Consider the following 15,402-nt stretch of genomic DNA (forward strand, 5'->3'; position numbering starts at 1 on the left):
AAGGTTGATCATTGTTCAAGTTGTTGCAACAGTGCAGCGGCTGGTACGTAGCCACCAATCTGTTCACCTTTGGTAGTAAACATTGCTGGTGTGCCGTTGATACCCAGTTGGCGACCAAGAGCAAAATTGTCTTGTACTGTCGCTAAACACTGTTCGAAGTTGTCTGTCTTGGCTGGGAACTTGCGCGTAAGTTTACCATCACGCATCGCCGCTTGCTGGTCATCTGCACACCAAATCTGTGCCATTTGCTCAGCGACCTGACCGGTCGGCCCCTGACGAGGGTATGCCAAATAGCGTACGGTGATACCAAGATCGTTGTAGTCGCTCATCTCTTCATGCAACTTCACGCAGTAGCCACAGGTGATATCGGTAAAGACAGTCATCACATGCTTCTCGTTGTCCGCCTTAAACTCAATCATGCTGTCGGTGTATTGCTCGATCAACTCAGCATTAAGCGGCTGTTGACGCTTGGCAATCACATCCTCAACGTTACCTTGCGCATCATAGCCATACAAGGTGCCTGCGATAAAAAACTCCCCATCAAGCGAGCTAAACAGCACGCCACTGCTGGTCTGGATTTCCACCATGCCATCGATATCCGACGCCACTACATCCAGGACTTGCAGGCGCAATTGAGTAAACTTGTCGATCAGAGCTTGGCGGTCAAAATCAGCAGCGGCAACCGCTGCAGGTTGAGTCGCTGACGCAGTCTCGTTGACGGATTCTTCAGCATTACAGGCCGCCACTAAAAGCGCGATGGATAAAAAAGATAAAGGGCGTAATAAACGCATAGTTACATTCCTAATTATTGAATCAAAATTACGCTCGAGGGTGATGCTCATGATGGATTTGCTTGAGCCTTTCTGTTGCCACGTGCGTGTATATTTGTGTGGTGGATAAGTCGCTATGACCTAGTAGCATCTGTACGACCCTTAAGTCTGCACCATAGTTCAGCAGGTGGGTTGCAAATGCATGGCGTAATACGTGCGGCGACAACTTATCCGTGTCAATCTGCGCGCGAACGGCATAGTGTTTGATCCGATGCCAAAACGTTTGACGCGTCATCTGTTTTGCTCGGCGACTAGGAAACACCACATCCGAGGTCTGCTCGCCTAACAACTCAGACCGGCCTTGGGCCATAAAAGTTTCAATCCAATCAACGGCATTTTCTCCCATCGGCACCAAGCGCTCTTTACCGCCCTTACCCACGACCCGCACCACGCCCTGACGCAGACTGATGTTCTCCATGGTCAAACTGACCAACTCTGTCACGCGCAGGCCGGTCGCATAAAGCAGCTCGAGCATCGCCTTGTCCCTTAACTCTAGCGCATCATTGGGATCAGGAGCCTCGAGAAGGGCATCGACCTGCTCTTCCGACAAATCTTTGGGTAAGCGCGACGGCAGCTTAGGACTGACGAGCAGCGCGGAAGGGTCGTCACTGCGCATCTTCTCACGATGTAGATACTGAAACAGTCGCCGGATTGCCGAGATCATTCTGGCTCGGGACGATTGCTTGTAATCTTTATCCGTCAGCCAACCTTGGTACTCCTGCAATCCCGACAAGCTAATGAAACTTAAACGAAAGTTGCGCTCATTCATCCATTGTAAGAGCTTGATTAAGTCGGTGCGATAAGAGGCGAGCGTATTCTCTGACAGGCCACGCTCCATCCACATCGCATCGAGGAATCGCTCCACAGTCGCAAAGTCCTCTTCCTGCATCATAGCGCTATCTTGTTCAGTCACATTGTTCTCCGAATTGCTTAGTTGTGACACCACGTACGGCTTTGCTTAGTCAGGCTAAATCTTCCAATCAGCGTCTTGGCTGTACGCCAAGTCAATCAGCTTGGTAACAGGCCTCAGATTAACTTGGGTATCGTTTAGCGACAGGTTAAGCGAGAGTCGGTTTGAATGCTATAAAAATGTATGCTTAGATGCTGTCAAATCATAACAACGTGAAAGTAATAAATGAAAATAGGTTTGTTTTACGGCTCAACCACTTGCTACACCGAAATGGCCGCAGAAAAGATGCGGGTTATCCTTGGTGAAGACTTGGTTGAACTGCACAATGTTAAAGATACCCCGCTGTCACAGATGCTGGACTATGACCTGCTGATCTTAGGCATTTCCACTTGGGATTTCGGTGAAATCCAAGAAGATTGGAGTGCGATATGGGAGCAAATTGGCGATGTCTCACTCGCCGGTAAAACCGTTGCACTGTTTGGTCTGGGCGATCAAGAAGGCTATGGCGAGTGGTTTCTTGATGCCATGGGCTTACTTCACGACCAGGTTAAGCTAGGTGGGGCTAAGGTCATTGGTTATTGGCCTGTTGAGGGTTATCAATTTGATGCCTCGAAGGCACTGACTGAAGATGGCAGCCAGTTTGTCGGCCTCGCGCTTGATGAAGATTCACAGTACGAACTCAGTGATGAACGCATCGCCGCCTGGATGGAACAGATCCTGATTGAATATCAAGATAGCCTCTAACCTGCACCCAGCAGCGAGTCACTGCTCAGCGATTATTTGCTCACGGACTGTTTGCCCAACATAGCGCGAAACCCTCGCCAGTCGAAAACCAACCCTGGGTCGGTTTTGCGCATCGGTGCAATGTATTGATGACCAGTGATCCGCGTCGGCTCAATTTGGGGAAAGCGCCTCATCAAGGCTTGAGTTAACGTGGCCAGCGCTTGATACTGTGCCTGGGTATAAGCAATGTAATCACTCCCCTCGAGCTCGATGCCAATCGAGTAATCATTGCATTTCTCTCGCCCAGCAAAGCAAGACTGACCGGCATGCCAGGCTCGCTGGAGGAAAGAGACAAACTGCACAACCTCTCCATCACGGCGTATCAGGCAGTGTGCAGATACGCGCATTGCCGCTATCTGCGCGAAGAAAGGGTGCTGAGTAGCATCGAGCCTACCAGTAAAAAACTGCTCAATGTAGGGACCGCCAAATTGTCCCGGGGGTAAACTGATGTTATGCATCACTAACAGCGAGATATCTTGCTCATCGCTGCGCAGGTCACAGTGATTTGAGGGGACATGGCGTGCCCCTTGATACCAGCCTTGCTTATCGATCATCTTGCTCCCCAATCTCAGTCTTTCTCTTCCACTTGCCAAGTTTACCGTGCGCGAAAAATTTTCGGTATTTATCTGCTGAATTTTTTGCCTGCTCGGCGTATCATTCAGCGCACAGTCTCACACGATAAAGATTTGCAATGAAAAACACACACAATAGCCAAGAGCGCCTTGAATACCTAAAGCAACAACTTCCACAAGAGATCAACCGAGCGGTCGCCGATACCCTGCGTGAAGATTTAGGTGGCACACTGGATGTGAATGTGGACATTACTGCAAACCTGATCCCGGCTGATACCGTGAGTGTTGCCACCATCATTACCCGCGAGCACGGTATTTTCTGTGGCCAGGCTTGGGCTGATGAGGTGTTTAAGCAACTTGGTGGTGAGGTCTCTATCGATTGGCACGTGCAAGATGGCGACAAGGTGATTCCTAACCAAACCCTATGCACCCTAACCGGACCTGCACGCATCCTGCTTACTGGCGAGCGCAATGCGATGAACTTTATTCAAACGCTATCAGGCTGCGCGACAACGACTGCAGAGTATGCGGCTCAACTAGAAGGTACAGAGTGCCGTCTGCTCGATACACGTAAAACCATCCCAGGCCTGCGTAGCGCGCTGAAATACGCCGTGGCATGCGGAGGTGGCTACAACCACCGCATTGGTGTATTTGATGCTTACCTGATCAAAGAAAACCACATCATTGCCTGTGGTGGTATTCGTCAAGCGATTGAGACAGCTAAAGCGCTTGCCCCAAGCAAACCTGTGGAAGTGGAAACCGAGAGCCTTGATGAGTTGCGTGAGGCCATCGATGCTGGCGCCGATATCATCATGCTGGATAACTTTACCACCGACATGATGCGCGAAGCCGTCGCAATCAATGCCGGGCGTGCAGCACTAGAAAACTCAGGTAATGTCACGCTAGAAACCATCCGCGAATTTGCCGAAACGGGTGTGGACTATATTTCGGTTGGCGCGCTGACCAAACACCTCAAAGCGATGGACCTCTCCATGCGCTTTCAATAAAGGTTCGAGAAATAAAGGTTCGAGGGGCGGGGTACACTTCGTTCCGAGGTGCGAGGAGTCAACCACGCACGTTGATTTTCTCGCCTCCTGATTCTCGCCTCTCTCTTTAGGGTACGAGGCGCGGGTTTCACTTCGTTCCGAGGTGCGGGGTATTAACCGCGTGCGTCAAACCTCTCGCCTCTCGATTCTCGCCTCTCGACTCTCATATGTGAAATCGCTCGCAGTCTCTCACTCTGGTTCTCAATTCTTACCATCATTAGCTCAATCTGACTCGCGTGGTCTATCTGTTCTGTCGGGCGATTGTCTTATCCCTTTTCTAGTCTTGCTACTCCGCTTCTAATTTACTCGGAGTCAGTATGCAGCAACAGCTAAAAAAAGGCGTAATAGCCCCATCTAAGAACCGTGGTTTTACTTTGATTGAGCTGATGATAGTGGTGGCGATTATTGGTGCCCTTTCGGCGATTGCGCTGCCGATGTATAAAGGCTACGTAACCAAAAGTGAGGCTTCAGCGGCCTTGGCGACACTCAATGCGACTGTCACGCCAGCCGAGCTCTATATCCTACAAAATGGGGATTTCGATGCCGATGATCAGGCAACTGTATTTAGCGAAATTGGTATCTCCTCTGCCTCAAGTACCTTGGGGACAGTGAGTATCCCTGAAACCAATACCCTGCAGTTTAGTTTTACCTCTGGCTCCATGGCTGATGAGGGAATACTAACGTTAAAGCGCACCGACGGCCAAGGTTGGCAATGCACCGCAACCAATGTTCCCGAAGAAGCCGTTCCGAGTAACTGTTAAGCTATGGCCAGTAATCTCTGCGCTATTTTGCGCCAAGCGAAGCTGCTGACTCGCGAGCAAGAGCAAAGCTTGTTGGCCTTCGCCTCTCATCATCAGGTGTGCATGGTTGAGGCCCTGATGGCGCTTGATATATTTAGTGCTCAGCAGTTGTGTAGCCACCTACAGCGTTTGTTTCACCTTGAGGTGGTTGAGCTGCAACAAGCTCCTGTCGCTAAGTTGTGCTGCTCATTTGGCCTTAAAGAGTTGGTGATGCGTTATCAGTGTCTCCCAGTTAGCCATAACGACACCAAACTGGTTTTGGCAGCGGCTGACCCTTGTTGTGGGGAGGCGGAGAGTGAGTTTGGTTTCGCGACAGGCCTTAAGGTCGAGTGGGTGCTGGCAAATTACGCTGAGATTAAGACCATGACCCGCCATTTGTTCGGGCAAGTGCACGAGACTCAAGTCACGACCTCAGCCCCAGTCAATCACAAGGCATTATCTGAAATGGTGGAGTTGACTAAGCAAGAGCAAGATGCCAGCGATGATACCCAGCTCGATAACTCGCCGATCAGTCAATACATCAATCAAGTGTTACTTGATGCCGTGGCTAAACAGGCCTCCGATATTCACTTCGAGCCCTATGAGAGCACTTATCGAATTCGGCTGCGTTGCGACGGTATCTTGACCGAAGTCCAGCAGCCGTCAGTGCAACTTAGCCAGCGCCTGTCAGCGCGCCTCAAGGCCATGGCGCAGCTGAATATTGCTGAGCGACGCTTGCCGCAAGATGGCCGCCTTAAATTGCGGTTAAGTGAGAGTGTTTCGATAGATTTGCGTATCTCCAGCTTACCGACGCTCTGGGGCGAGAAGATCGTCTTGCGCCTACTCGACAATCGTGCCACCAGCCTAGATATCAACAAACTCGGTTACACCCAAGACCAAAAGCAGCGCTACCTCGCGGCCCTAGCGAAGCCACAGGGCCTGATCCTCATGACCGGCCCAACCGGTAGTGGTAAGAGCGTGTCTATGTATACTGGGCTTAAGCACCTCAATACCTCGATGGTCAACATCTCAACGGCGGAGGATCCGGTTGAAATACGCCTAGAGGGGATCAATCAAGTCCAAGTGCGCCCCAAAATAGGCTTTGATTTCGCCGAGGCCCTGCGCGCGTTTTTACGTCAAGACCCAGACATTATTATGGTGGGTGAGATCCGCGATATTGAGACGGCCGAGATCGCGATTAAAGCAGCGCACACTGGTCACCTAGTGCTCTCAACCCTGCACACCAACTCAGCAGCAGAAACACTCACTCGCCTGGGCAATATGGGAGTTAATGCGGCGAATCTTGCCTCTTCACTGAGCCTGCTCATTGCCCAGCGACTGGCTCGTCGCCTGTGTCAACACTGCAAGCAACCTCAATCGATTACCCCAGGTCTTGAAGCAATTGGGGTCATTGAGGTTGAAGGAATCTATCAAGCCAATCATCAAGGCTGTAGTGAGTGCATTCATGGCTACCGTGGCCGCGTGGGTATCTACGAGGTGATGAGTTTCTCGGCCTCTCTCGCCGAGGCTCTGCTTAAGGGGGCAAGTAGTATCGAGCTGGAATCTATTGCGATCTCTGAGGGAATGATGCCACTCAAACAAGCCGGCATCGATAAACTGCGTCAAGGGCTCACCAGCTTTGAAGAGCTGCAACGGGTTCTCTTTCTCTAACCCTTCTTTATTAAAGGTAGGATGCTCATGCGCCTGAGTCGTTATCGTTGGCAAGGCATTGATGCGATGGGTAAACCACGCTCAGGTCATCGGGTAACCTCAAGCGCGAGCGACGTGATTGATTGGCTTAAAAGCCAGCAGATTGTGACCACTAAATTGAGCAAGCGAAGAGCGCCTTTCTGGGTACAATATTCACATCGTGCGACCGCATCCGATATTACCCAACTGACCCGTCAACTTGCGGTGATGTTACAGACGGGCGTACCGATCGTGACAGCCCTAAAACTGATCGCCGCCAGTTATCGCAAGCGAGAAGTCAGCCTGATTATCAGCCAGATCGCAGCTGCTATCGAATCTGGCACCCCACTCTCCAGCGCGATGCGTGCCAGTAGTACGCTGTTTGATAATTTGTATATTGATTTGATCGCCAGTGGTGAATACTCCGGATCGCTCGAGGAGGTGATGTTAAGTCTGGCAGACTATCGAGAAAGGAGTAAGCAATTAAAAACACAGGTGACTAAGGCGCTGATCTATCCCGGGATGATCATCATCACCGCATTGGGGGTAACCTATCTTATGCTCGCTATGGTTATCCCCCAATTTGAGTCGATGTTACGTGGCTTTGGTGGTCAGCTGCCTTGGTTTACCCAGTCGGTGATCCAGCTATCACAGTGGACTCAGCAGTACGCACTCATACTATTGCTTACCCTTGCTGGAGCAAGCTGGGGAATAAGGCACTGGATCAGGCGCAGCCAACGTGTGCAGATCATCACCTGGAAAGGCATACTCAAGACACCTGTCATAGGCTCAATCTTACTCAAGGCAGCGATGGCTAGGTTCAGTCGCACTCTTGCCACCACTATCAAGGCTGGGGTTCCGATTGTCAGCGCGATACAAAACAGCGCGGCAACCTCAGGCAATGCCTATCATCATCAGGCAATCACACAGATCTATCTGGACATCCGCGGTGGCATAGCCCTGCACACAGCCATGCGTACCAGCGGCGCGATCCCGGAGCAAATGGTACAGATGGTGATGGTGGGTGAGCAATCAGGGCAGCTTGAAGAGATGCTTAATCGTTGTGCATCGTTATATCAAACCGAGGTTGAGGAGCGCGTCGATAGCCTTGGCAAGGTGATAGAGCCAGTGATCATTTTAGGTTTGGGCGGGCTGATTGGTGGATTAATCTTGGCAATGTATTTACCCATATTTAACCTTATGAATGTGCTAGGATAGTGACGGCTCTAGAGTGAGCTTTTGGTAGAGCAAGTGAAGATTTGACTTGTGGATCCCCCTTTTTATTTTGAGCGCATTTATGGACGTGTTTATCTATCATCCGTGGTTGTTCGTGGTTTTTGCCACTGTGTTTGGCCTAATCGTCGGCAGCTTTCTCAATGTGGTCATCTATCGGCTGCCGAAAATGATGGAGCTCGACTGGCGCCGAGAGTGCGCTGACTATTTTCCTGAATACAAGATCACGCCACCCACTGAAGAGCTCACACTCAGCAAGCCCCACTCGACGTGTCCCAAATGTCAAACTCGCATTCGGATAGTGGATAATATCCCAGTGATCAGCTGGCTACTGCTGCGTGGGCGATGCCACCACTGCCAAGCGAGCATCAGTGTGCGTTACCCACTGATAGAGCTGCTATCGGCATTGAGCGCGTACTTGGTTGCTCAGCACATGGGCTTTAGCTACTACACCCTGGCCGCCCTTGCTCTGACCTTTGTCCTGATCGCACTGACCTTTATCGACTTGGATACGATGCTGCTGCCTGACCAACTGACCCTGCCCCTGATGTGGGGTGGGATTACACTCTCCCTTCTTGCTATCAGTCCAGTCAGTTTAACCGATAGCATCATAGGCGCCATGGCGGGCTATTTATCACTATGGAGCCTCTATTGGGCATTTAAGCTGCTGACAGGCAAAGAAGGGATGGGCTATGGAGACTTTAAGCTTCTCGCCGCATTGGGTGCCTGGCTCGGCTGGCAAGCCCTGCCGATGATCATTTTGTTCTCCTCTATGGTTGGGGTTGTGTTCGGCGTGATCCAGTTGCGCCTGAGTAAACAAGGCATCGAAAAAGCCTTCCCCTTTGGTCCCTATCTGGCTATTGCCGGTTGGATCACTATGCTGTGGGGCGATGACATTCTCTCTCTGTACTGGTCGTTTCTTACAAGGTAACTGTATGCCATTTGTTGTTGGACTCACTGGCGGTATCGCCAGTGGTAAAACCACCGTTGCTGATCTCTTTCATCAACACTTTAATATCGATATCATTGACGCCGACATTATTGCGCGCCAAGTTGTTGAGCCAAATACCCAAGGACTGGCAGCGATTGTCGCTCGATTTGGGGATAAAATCCTACACGCAGATGGCACACTGGATCGTCGCCAGTTGCGCGAGATAGTGTTTTCCTCGGCAGAGCAAAAGGCCTGGCTCGACCAGACCCTGCACCCATTGATCCGCCAAGAAATGGCGTATCAGATAACCAAGGCGCAGTCAGATTATGTCCTCTTGGTTATCCCATTGATGGTGGAGGGCGGGCTGCAATCAATGGCAGATTGTGTGCTGGTGGTTGATGTGGATCAAGAGACTCAATTGCAAAGAACCATGGCTCGCGATGGCGTCTCGCGTGAACAAGCGCTTAACATTGTCAACTCTCAAGCAAATCGACAAGAAAGACTGGCTATTGCCGACGAGATCATTAAAAATAATAGCAATCCCAACAGTTTATTACCGCAAGTCGAGAAGCTGCATACTCGGTTTGTCGAACTTACTACAATCAGCCAGCAAGGGAAGTTGTAACGCACGGTTGAAACGAAGGCGAATGAATGAGTACATCAAAGTTTGAACACCCACTGAATGAAAAGACCCGCATCTACCTGCGAGTGGAATCCTTGCTCAATACTTTGAACTCTTCGTCGTGTTTAGACATGCGTGATCAGCATCTGTTGTTCTTTCGCTCACTGTTTGATTTGCTCGAGATCTTCGACCAAATCCAGCTAAAAAGCGAGCTGGCGAAAGATATCGAGAAGCAGCGTCAGGCCTACAAAAGTTGGCTTAATATCGAGGGGGTCAATCAAGAGATCCTGCGCACCATCCTCACCGATATCGATATTGTCCACTCAAGCCTTCTCTCGGCTGAGCGCTTTGGTCACTCACTCAAAGAAGACCGCTTCTTAAGCACCATTCGCCAGCGCTTCAATCTCCCTGGTGGCGCATGCTGTTTTGACCTACCGGCACTGCACCATTGGTTACACCTCGATAATGACAACAAACAAGGCGATGTTCAGCGCTGGCTGAAGAGCCTAGAGCCGTTAAAAGATGCCCTACACTTGTGGCTAAAGCTCACCCGCGAGACCGGGCACTTTCGCGAGCAACTGGCGACCAATGGCTTTTTCCAGAGCGATGCCGAGGAAGCCAATATCCTGCGCCTGAATATCCCAATCCATTACGGCGCCTACCCAATGATCTCAGGTCACAAGAACCGCTTCGCGATCAAGTTCCTCGACTTTCGCACCGGCCAAGCCGTCAACCAAAACATTACCTTTGAGCTGGCTGTTTGTAGCTAAGCTTATAAAGAGTTCACCATCACCACAGAGTTAGTTATGACCAAGAAAACCACCGTCGTCCCTTGCCCACAATGCGGCAAGGATGTCGTATGGGGCGAGCAAAGCCCTCACCGCCCATTTTGCAGCAAGCAGTGCCAGATGATCGACTTTGGCGAATGGGCGGATGAAGAAAACAGTATTCCAGGCGCGCCGGATATGTCGGATGCGGATGGGTGGTCGGAAGACCCTTATTAAGTAGCGAGGTTCGGGGACGGGCTAACGCCCTACGGGGAACGAGTATTGAGTCACACTGAGTAGATTCGGCACTCCCATTATAAAAAGCACCTAGGTGTCTACAATCTCAGTAAGGTCACAACGATGGTAATGATACTTTTTTAGGCAATTAAATTACCACAACCTCTGAACACCTCGTTCCTCGAAACGAAGTGTCCTCGTTACTCGTACCTTGATTTCCTCGAAGCGTAGCGTACTCGTTACCCGCCCCTGTTTTTTTGCCGCTAAAACGGCAAAAAAAAAAAACGGAGACCCGAAGGTCTCCGTTTCTATGAGAACGCTATTAATAGCATTACTTCTTAGCAAGTTTCTCTTTAATACGAGCTGACTTACCAGAACGCTCACGTAGGTAGTACAGTTTGGCACGACGTACTGCACCGCGGCGTTTAACTTCAATGCTATCAACCATTGGAGAGTGAGTTTGGAACGTACGCTCAACACCTTCACCGTTCGAGATCTTACGAACTGTGAATGCTGAGTGAAGGCCACGGTTACGGATTGCGATTACAACGCCTTCGAACGCCTGTAGACGCTCACGGTCACCTTCTTTTACTTTAACTTGAACTACTACAGTGTCACCAGGTGCGAATGTAGGTAGGTCTTGTTTCATTTGCTCTTGCTCAAGAGCTTTGATGATGTTACTCATTTTTTAAATTCCTAGAATAAACTGATACTAATTTAAATAGGTTGCTGGCTGCTTTAACGAGCTCGATGTTCTTTCACGAACTCAACCAACAATTGTTCCTGTTCGTCAGTCAGAGCTAGGTTTTCCAGGAGCTCTGGTCTTCTTAGCCAAGTACGGCCTAGCGATTGCTTTAATCGCCAGCGACGAATGTCCTTGTGATTGCCAGACTTCAGTACCGCCGGTACTTCCTGTCCATCCAACACTTCAGGACGCGTGTAATGGGGACAATCCAACAAACCATTTGCAAAAGAGTCCTCTTCTGCTGACGCGAAATCTCCCAGTACATCAGGTACAAACCTGGACACGGAATCAATCAACGTCATGGCGGGGATTTCACCACCCGTCATCACAAAATCACCGATTGACCATTCTTCGTCAACCTCAGATTGAATGATGCGCTCATCTACCCCTTCATAACGGCCACAAATCAGAAGCAAATTCTCATTGGTTGCCAGCTCTTCGACACCCTGTTGGTCGAGTTTACGACCTTGAGGTGACAGGTAGATTACCTTCGTCTTACCCGGTGCGGCCTGTTTGGCAGCGTGAATGGCGTCGCGCAAAGGCTGTACCATCATTAGCATACCCGGTCCACCACCGTAAGGTCTGTCATCGACAGTGCGATGCTTATCGTGAGTGAAATCGCGAGGATTCCATGTCTCAATCGATAAGAGACCTTTTTTAACCGCTTGACCTGTTACTCCATAGTCAGTAACACTGCGGAACATTTCAGGAAACAGGCTAATTACGCCAACCCACATGCTCAATCGCCTTATTACTTGGAGTTAGAATCCAGGATCCCAGTCAACTTCGATCCGTTGAGCTTCGCGATCAACTTTGATGATCACTTGCTCTTCAAGGTACGGGATTAACCGTTCCTTTTGTCCAAAAGCATCTTTTAGATTGGCTTTAACTACCAAAACATCGTTCGAGCCGGTTTCCAACATGTCGGTTACAACACCAAGGTCGTAGCCTTTTGTGGTCACCACTTGCATACCGAACAATTCACGCCAGTAGAATTCATCTTCTGACAGTTCAGGCAGGGTTGCCGGGTCAATAGCGATTTCAAAGTTAGTCAGTAGGTGCGCGTCTTCACGAACATCTAGACCTTCCAGCTTTGCCACCATACCTTTGTTATGGCGCTTCCAGCTTTCTACTTTGCACTCGACCCACTTACCCTTTTGGTTAATGTACCAAGGGGCGTAATCAAAAATACTTTCAGAATCATCTGTGAAAGAGAAAACCTTAAGCCAGCCGCGAATGCCATAGGTAGCACCAAACTTGCCTACAACAATTTTTTCGTCTTGCTTGCTCATAGTTTCTTTACCTTCCATCGATTTTAAGCTGTTCAATTAAGCCGCTTTTTGAGCGTCTTTAACTAGCTTAGCTACGCGGTCAGATACAGATGCGCCTTGACCAACCCAGTGGTTAACGCGATCTAGGTCTAGACGTAGACCTTCTTCTTGACCTTTAGCAGTTGGGTTGAAGAAACCAACTTTCTCGATGAAACGGCCAGTTGCAGCATTGCGGCTGTCCGCTACTACGATTTGATAAAATGGACGCTTCTTAGCGCCGTGACGTGCCAAACGAATGGTTACCATGTCGTCCTCTTTGCTTTCTCAAAAATAAAATTAACCCCAAATTCTGCTCAAAAAACTGAACAGGTTGGGGTCTCGTGCCAAATTAAAGCTCGGGAATTTTACTCTTATTCCCGACCAATGCAAGGTGTTTAGCTACTTTTTCACCAACATTCGCCCTACGGCCAAACTGTGAGTCAGCTAACACCTTGAAACTAAATATGATGAATTGAGCGTTATGCTCAATTAACGACCAAAGGGGTTGAAGCCGCCGCCTCCGCCCATGCCGCCCATCATACCTTGCATGTTGCGCATCATACCTTTCATGCCACCCTTCTGCATCTTCTTCATCATCTTCTGCATCTGAGTGAATTGCTTGAGAAGGCGGTTCACGTCTTGCACTTGGGTACCAGAACCCGCGGCAATACGCTTCTTACGTGAGCCTTTGATGATCTCTGGGCGCTGACGCTCTTTCATCGTCATCGAGTTGATGATGGCTTCCATCTGCTTAAACATCTTGTCATCAACTTGGTCTTTGACATTGTCTGGCAGGTTACCCATGCCCGGCAGCTTATCCATCATGCCCATCATGCCGCCCATGTTTTGCATCTGACCGAGCTGCTCGCGAAAGTCCTCAAGGTCAAAGCCTTTCTTCTCTTTGAACTTCTTCGCCAGTTTTTCAGCTTTATCTTGGTCAACGTTACGCTGCAGATCTTCGATAAGCGACAGCACATCACCCATACCAAGAATGCGCGATGCGATACGATCTGGGTGGAACGGCTCTAGAGCGTCAGTCTTCTCACCCACACCAAGGAACTTGATTGGCTTACCTGTGATATGACGCACCGACAGCGCCGCACCACCACGCGCATCACCATCGACCTTGGTCAGGATCACACCGGTGAGTGGCAGCGTATCGCCAAACGCCTTGGCAGTATTCGCCGCATCTTGGCCTGTCATGGCATCGACTACAAACAGCGTCTCAACTGGGGTGATAGCGCTATGAAGATCTTTGATCTCTGCCATCATGTCTTCGTCGATCGCTAAGCGACCGGCGGTATCGACGATCAGCACGTCATAGAATTTCTTCTTGGCGTGATCGATAGCCGCGTTAGCGATATCAATCGGCTTTTGATCCGCCGTCGATGGGAAGAAATCAACGCCAATATCACTCGCTAGCGTTTCAAGCTGCTTGATCGCCGCAGGGCGATACACGTCAGCAGAGACGACTAGGACTTTTTTCTTGTCGCGCTCTTTAAGTAGCTTAGACAGTTTGCCGACACTGGTGGTTTTACCCGCACCTTGCAAACCCGCCATCAAGATCACCGCCGGTGGCTGCGCCGCAAGGTTAAGAGCCTCATTCGACTCCCCCATCACCGCTTCCAGCTCACGCTGAACAATCTTAATGAACTCTTGACCAGGGGTCAGAGATTTAGAAACCTCAACACCTACCGCACCTTCTTTGACGCGCTTGATGAAGTCACGAACAACCGGCAGCGCAACGTCCGCCTCAAGCAACGCCATGCGCACTTCACGCAGGGTGTCCTTTATATTGTCTTCGGTCAGTCGACCTTTGCCACTGAGGTTTTTCAGCGTCTTGGATAAACGATCCGTTAAATTATCAAACATCTTTCTCTCTTCGCTTTTGTGCGATCATTGCAGCGAGTATACATTAGCCAACTCAAGCTTCACAGCTTTGCAGGGTGATCACTACCCAAATCACTCAATAATCAAGCAGATTGCTGATAGCCCCACGCATTGATGCAGGTTATAATAACGACAATTCGCGCCCCGTTTTAAGCGGGTGTTGTTACTCAATGACGCAGAGAACTGTCTTACCACCATGGATCAAATTATCGCTGTTGCTGCCGCACTGTGCTACGGCGCAGCCATTGCCACCATCATACCGGGCTTGCTCCAGCAAACGGGCATCCGGTCTAAAACAGTATTTATCAGTGCTGTTCTGGCGCTGATTTTACATGGGTGGCTTATCGGTGACCTGATCTTAGCCGACTCAGGCCAGAACCTGCGCATTCTCAATGTGGCTACCTTGATCAGTTTTATCATAAGTGTGGTGCTGACTGGCGCCATGCTCAAGATGCGGGTGTGGTTTTTGCTTCCAGTGGCTTACGGGTTTGCCATCATCAACCTGCTGACCTCTGCCTTTATTCCCGGTGCCTTTATCACCCACCTTGAGCACACGCCCAAGCTATTAATCCATATCTCGCTGGCGCTATTCGCTTATTCGACCCTGACTATCGGGGCACTGTATGCGCTGCAACTGGCTTGGTTGGATGAGAAGCTGAAGCAGAAAAAGGCACTGGCGATTAACCCCAACCTGCCCCCTTTAATGCTCGTTGAGCGTCAACTGTTTCGTATCATTGTCATTGGTACGGTGCTCCTCACGGCCACCCTGCTCACTGGCTATGGGTTCGTCTACGATATGTTTGCCCAAGGCAAGGCGCACAAAGCGATTTTGTCTTTGATTGCCTGGGTAGTTTACGTCGTGGTGCTGTGGGGACACTACCAACGCGGCTGGCGGGGCAAAAAGGTCACCTGGTTTGCCTTAGTGGGGGCTGGTCTACTGACTCTGGCCTATTTCGGCAGCCGCTTTGTCAAAGAGATCATCCTGTCTTAACGGCACAAAAACTTTCACTTGACACTCACGCTGTGCTCAAACATAAATTAGATTAATCAAAACAAAG

Annotated in this window: 18 protein-coding genes; 10 read left to right on the plus strand and 8 right to left on the minus strand. The window is 50.0% G+C overall.

Features of this window, described 5'->3' with window-relative positions; translation table 11 throughout:
- Nucleotides 1-8 precede the first annotated feature (8 nt).
- Both ACSTTG_RS04065 and xerD read right to left on the minus strand, forming a co-directional pair.
- Nucleotides 9-791, minus strand: a complete 783-nt coding sequence (locus ACSTTG_RS04065) for a DsbC family protein (protein ID WP_438473855.1) — start codon at nt 789-791, stop codon at nt 9-11.
- Between the two features lie 28 nt (nt 792-819).
- A complete protein-coding gene (xerD, locus tag ACSTTG_RS04070) occupies nt 820-1,722 on the minus strand; it encodes a site-specific tyrosine recombinase XerD (protein ID WP_438459279.1) in 903 nt (300 codons plus the stop codon).
- Nucleotides 1,723-1,965: 243 nt separating this feature from the next.
- Between xerD and fldB the strand changes: the two genes are divergently transcribed.
- The gene (gene fldB / locus ACSTTG_RS04075; protein WP_438459165.1) at nt 1,966-2,484 is read left to right on the plus strand and encodes a flavodoxin FldB; all 519 of its coding nucleotides are present in this window, start codon (nt 1,966-1,968) and stop codon (nt 2,482-2,484) included.
- Nucleotides 2,485-2,516: 32 nt separating this feature from the next.
- On the opposite strand, the gene ampD is transcribed toward fldB, so the two are convergent.
- Nucleotides 2,517-3,077 (minus strand): 1,6-anhydro-N-acetylmuramyl-L-alanine amidase AmpD, encoded by a 561-nt coding sequence (gene ampD / locus ACSTTG_RS04080; RefSeq protein ID WP_438459166.1) that lies wholly within the window; start codon nt 3,075-3,077, stop codon nt 2,517-2,519.
- Nucleotides 3,078-3,214: 137 nt separating this feature from the next.
- On the opposite strand from ampD, the gene nadC reads away from it, so the two are divergent.
- From nadC to yacG, 8 genes are all read left to right on the plus strand, one after another.
- Nucleotides 3,215-4,102: a carboxylating nicotinate-nucleotide diphosphorylase gene (gene nadC, locus ACSTTG_RS04085; protein WP_438473856.1), complete on the plus strand. Its 888-nt coding sequence runs from the start codon at nt 3,215-3,217 to the stop codon at nt 4,100-4,102.
- Between the two features lie 356 nt (nt 4,103-4,458).
- Complete coding sequence (locus ACSTTG_RS04090) at nt 4,459-4,902, plus strand: pilin (protein ID WP_438473857.1); 444 nt, start codon at nt 4,459-4,461, stop codon at nt 4,900-4,902.
- A 3-nt stretch (nt 4,903-4,905) separates the two neighbouring features.
- On the plus strand, nt 4,906-6,591 hold the full coding sequence (gene pilB / locus ACSTTG_RS04095; protein WP_438473858.1) for a type IV-A pilus assembly ATPase PilB: 1,686 nt from the start codon (nt 4,906-4,908) through the stop codon (nt 6,589-6,591).
- A 9-nt stretch (nt 6,592-6,600) separates the two neighbouring features.
- Entirely contained in the window at nt 6,601-7,827 is a 1,227-nt protein-coding gene (locus ACSTTG_RS04100; RefSeq protein WP_438473912.1) for a type II secretion system F family protein, read from the plus strand.
- Between the two features lie 79 nt (nt 7,828-7,906).
- A complete protein-coding gene (locus ACSTTG_RS04105) occupies nt 7,907-8,773 on the plus strand; it encodes a prepilin peptidase (protein ID WP_438473859.1) in 867 nt (288 codons plus the stop codon).
- A gap of 4 nt (nt 8,774-8,777) precedes the next feature.
- Nucleotides 8,778-9,398: a dephospho-CoA kinase gene (coaE, locus tag ACSTTG_RS04110; protein ID WP_438473860.1), complete on the plus strand. Its 621-nt coding sequence runs from the start codon at nt 8,778-8,780 to the stop codon at nt 9,396-9,398.
- A gap of 26 nt (nt 9,399-9,424) precedes the next feature.
- Nucleotides 9,425-10,165 carry a cell division protein ZapD gene (zapD, locus tag ACSTTG_RS04115; RefSeq protein ID WP_438473861.1) on the plus strand — a complete coding sequence of 247 codons (741 nt, stop codon included), beginning with the start codon at nt 9,425-9,427 and terminating at the stop codon, nt 10,163-10,165.
- 36 nt (nt 10,166-10,201) lie between these two features.
- Nucleotides 10,202-10,399: a DNA gyrase inhibitor YacG gene (gene yacG / locus ACSTTG_RS04120; protein WP_438473862.1), complete on the plus strand. Its 198-nt coding sequence runs from the start codon at nt 10,202-10,204 to the stop codon at nt 10,397-10,399.
- Nucleotides 10,400-10,730: 331 nt separating this feature from the next.
- On the opposite strand, the gene rplS is transcribed toward yacG, so the two are convergent.
- The 5 genes from rplS to ffh form a co-directional block, all read right to left on the minus strand.
- Nucleotides 10,731-11,084, minus strand: a complete 354-nt coding sequence (gene rplS, locus ACSTTG_RS04125; RefSeq protein WP_164649137.1) for a 50S ribosomal protein L19 — start codon at nt 11,082-11,084, stop codon at nt 10,731-10,733.
- 53 nt (nt 11,085-11,137) lie between these two features.
- Nucleotides 11,138-11,881: a tRNA (guanosine(37)-N1)-methyltransferase TrmD gene (trmD, locus tag ACSTTG_RS04130; RefSeq protein WP_438459176.1), complete on the minus strand. Its 744-nt coding sequence runs from the start codon at nt 11,879-11,881 to the stop codon at nt 11,138-11,140.
- Between the two features lie 24 nt (nt 11,882-11,905).
- The gene (gene rimM, locus ACSTTG_RS04135) at nt 11,906-12,454 is read right to left on the minus strand and encodes a ribosome maturation factor RimM (RefSeq protein ID WP_438459177.1); all 549 of its coding nucleotides are present in this window, start codon (nt 12,452-12,454) and stop codon (nt 11,906-11,908) included.
- A gap of 18 nt (nt 12,455-12,472) precedes the next feature.
- Complete coding sequence (gene rpsP, locus ACSTTG_RS04140) at nt 12,473-12,721, minus strand: 30S ribosomal protein S16 (protein ID WP_005379962.1); 249 nt, start codon at nt 12,719-12,721, stop codon at nt 12,473-12,475.
- Nucleotides 12,722-12,943: 222 nt separating this feature from the next.
- Nucleotides 12,944-14,326 carry a signal recognition particle protein gene (ffh, locus tag ACSTTG_RS04145; protein ID WP_438459178.1) on the minus strand — a complete coding sequence of 461 codons (1,383 nt, stop codon included), beginning with the start codon at nt 14,324-14,326 and terminating at the stop codon, nt 12,944-12,946.
- 214 nt (nt 14,327-14,540) lie between these two features.
- On the opposite strand from ffh, the gene ACSTTG_RS04150 reads away from it, so the two are divergent.
- Nucleotides 14,541-15,335: a cytochrome C assembly family protein gene (locus ACSTTG_RS04150; protein WP_438459179.1), complete on the plus strand. Its 795-nt coding sequence runs from the start codon at nt 14,541-14,543 to the stop codon at nt 15,333-15,335.
- Nucleotides 15,336-15,402: the final 67 nt, after the last annotated feature.

Origin of the sequence: Vibrio glycogenivorans (genome assembly GCF_051660965.1) — a bacterium.
Taxonomy (GTDB): Bacteria; Pseudomonadota; Gammaproteobacteria; order Enterobacterales; family Vibrionaceae; genus Vibrio.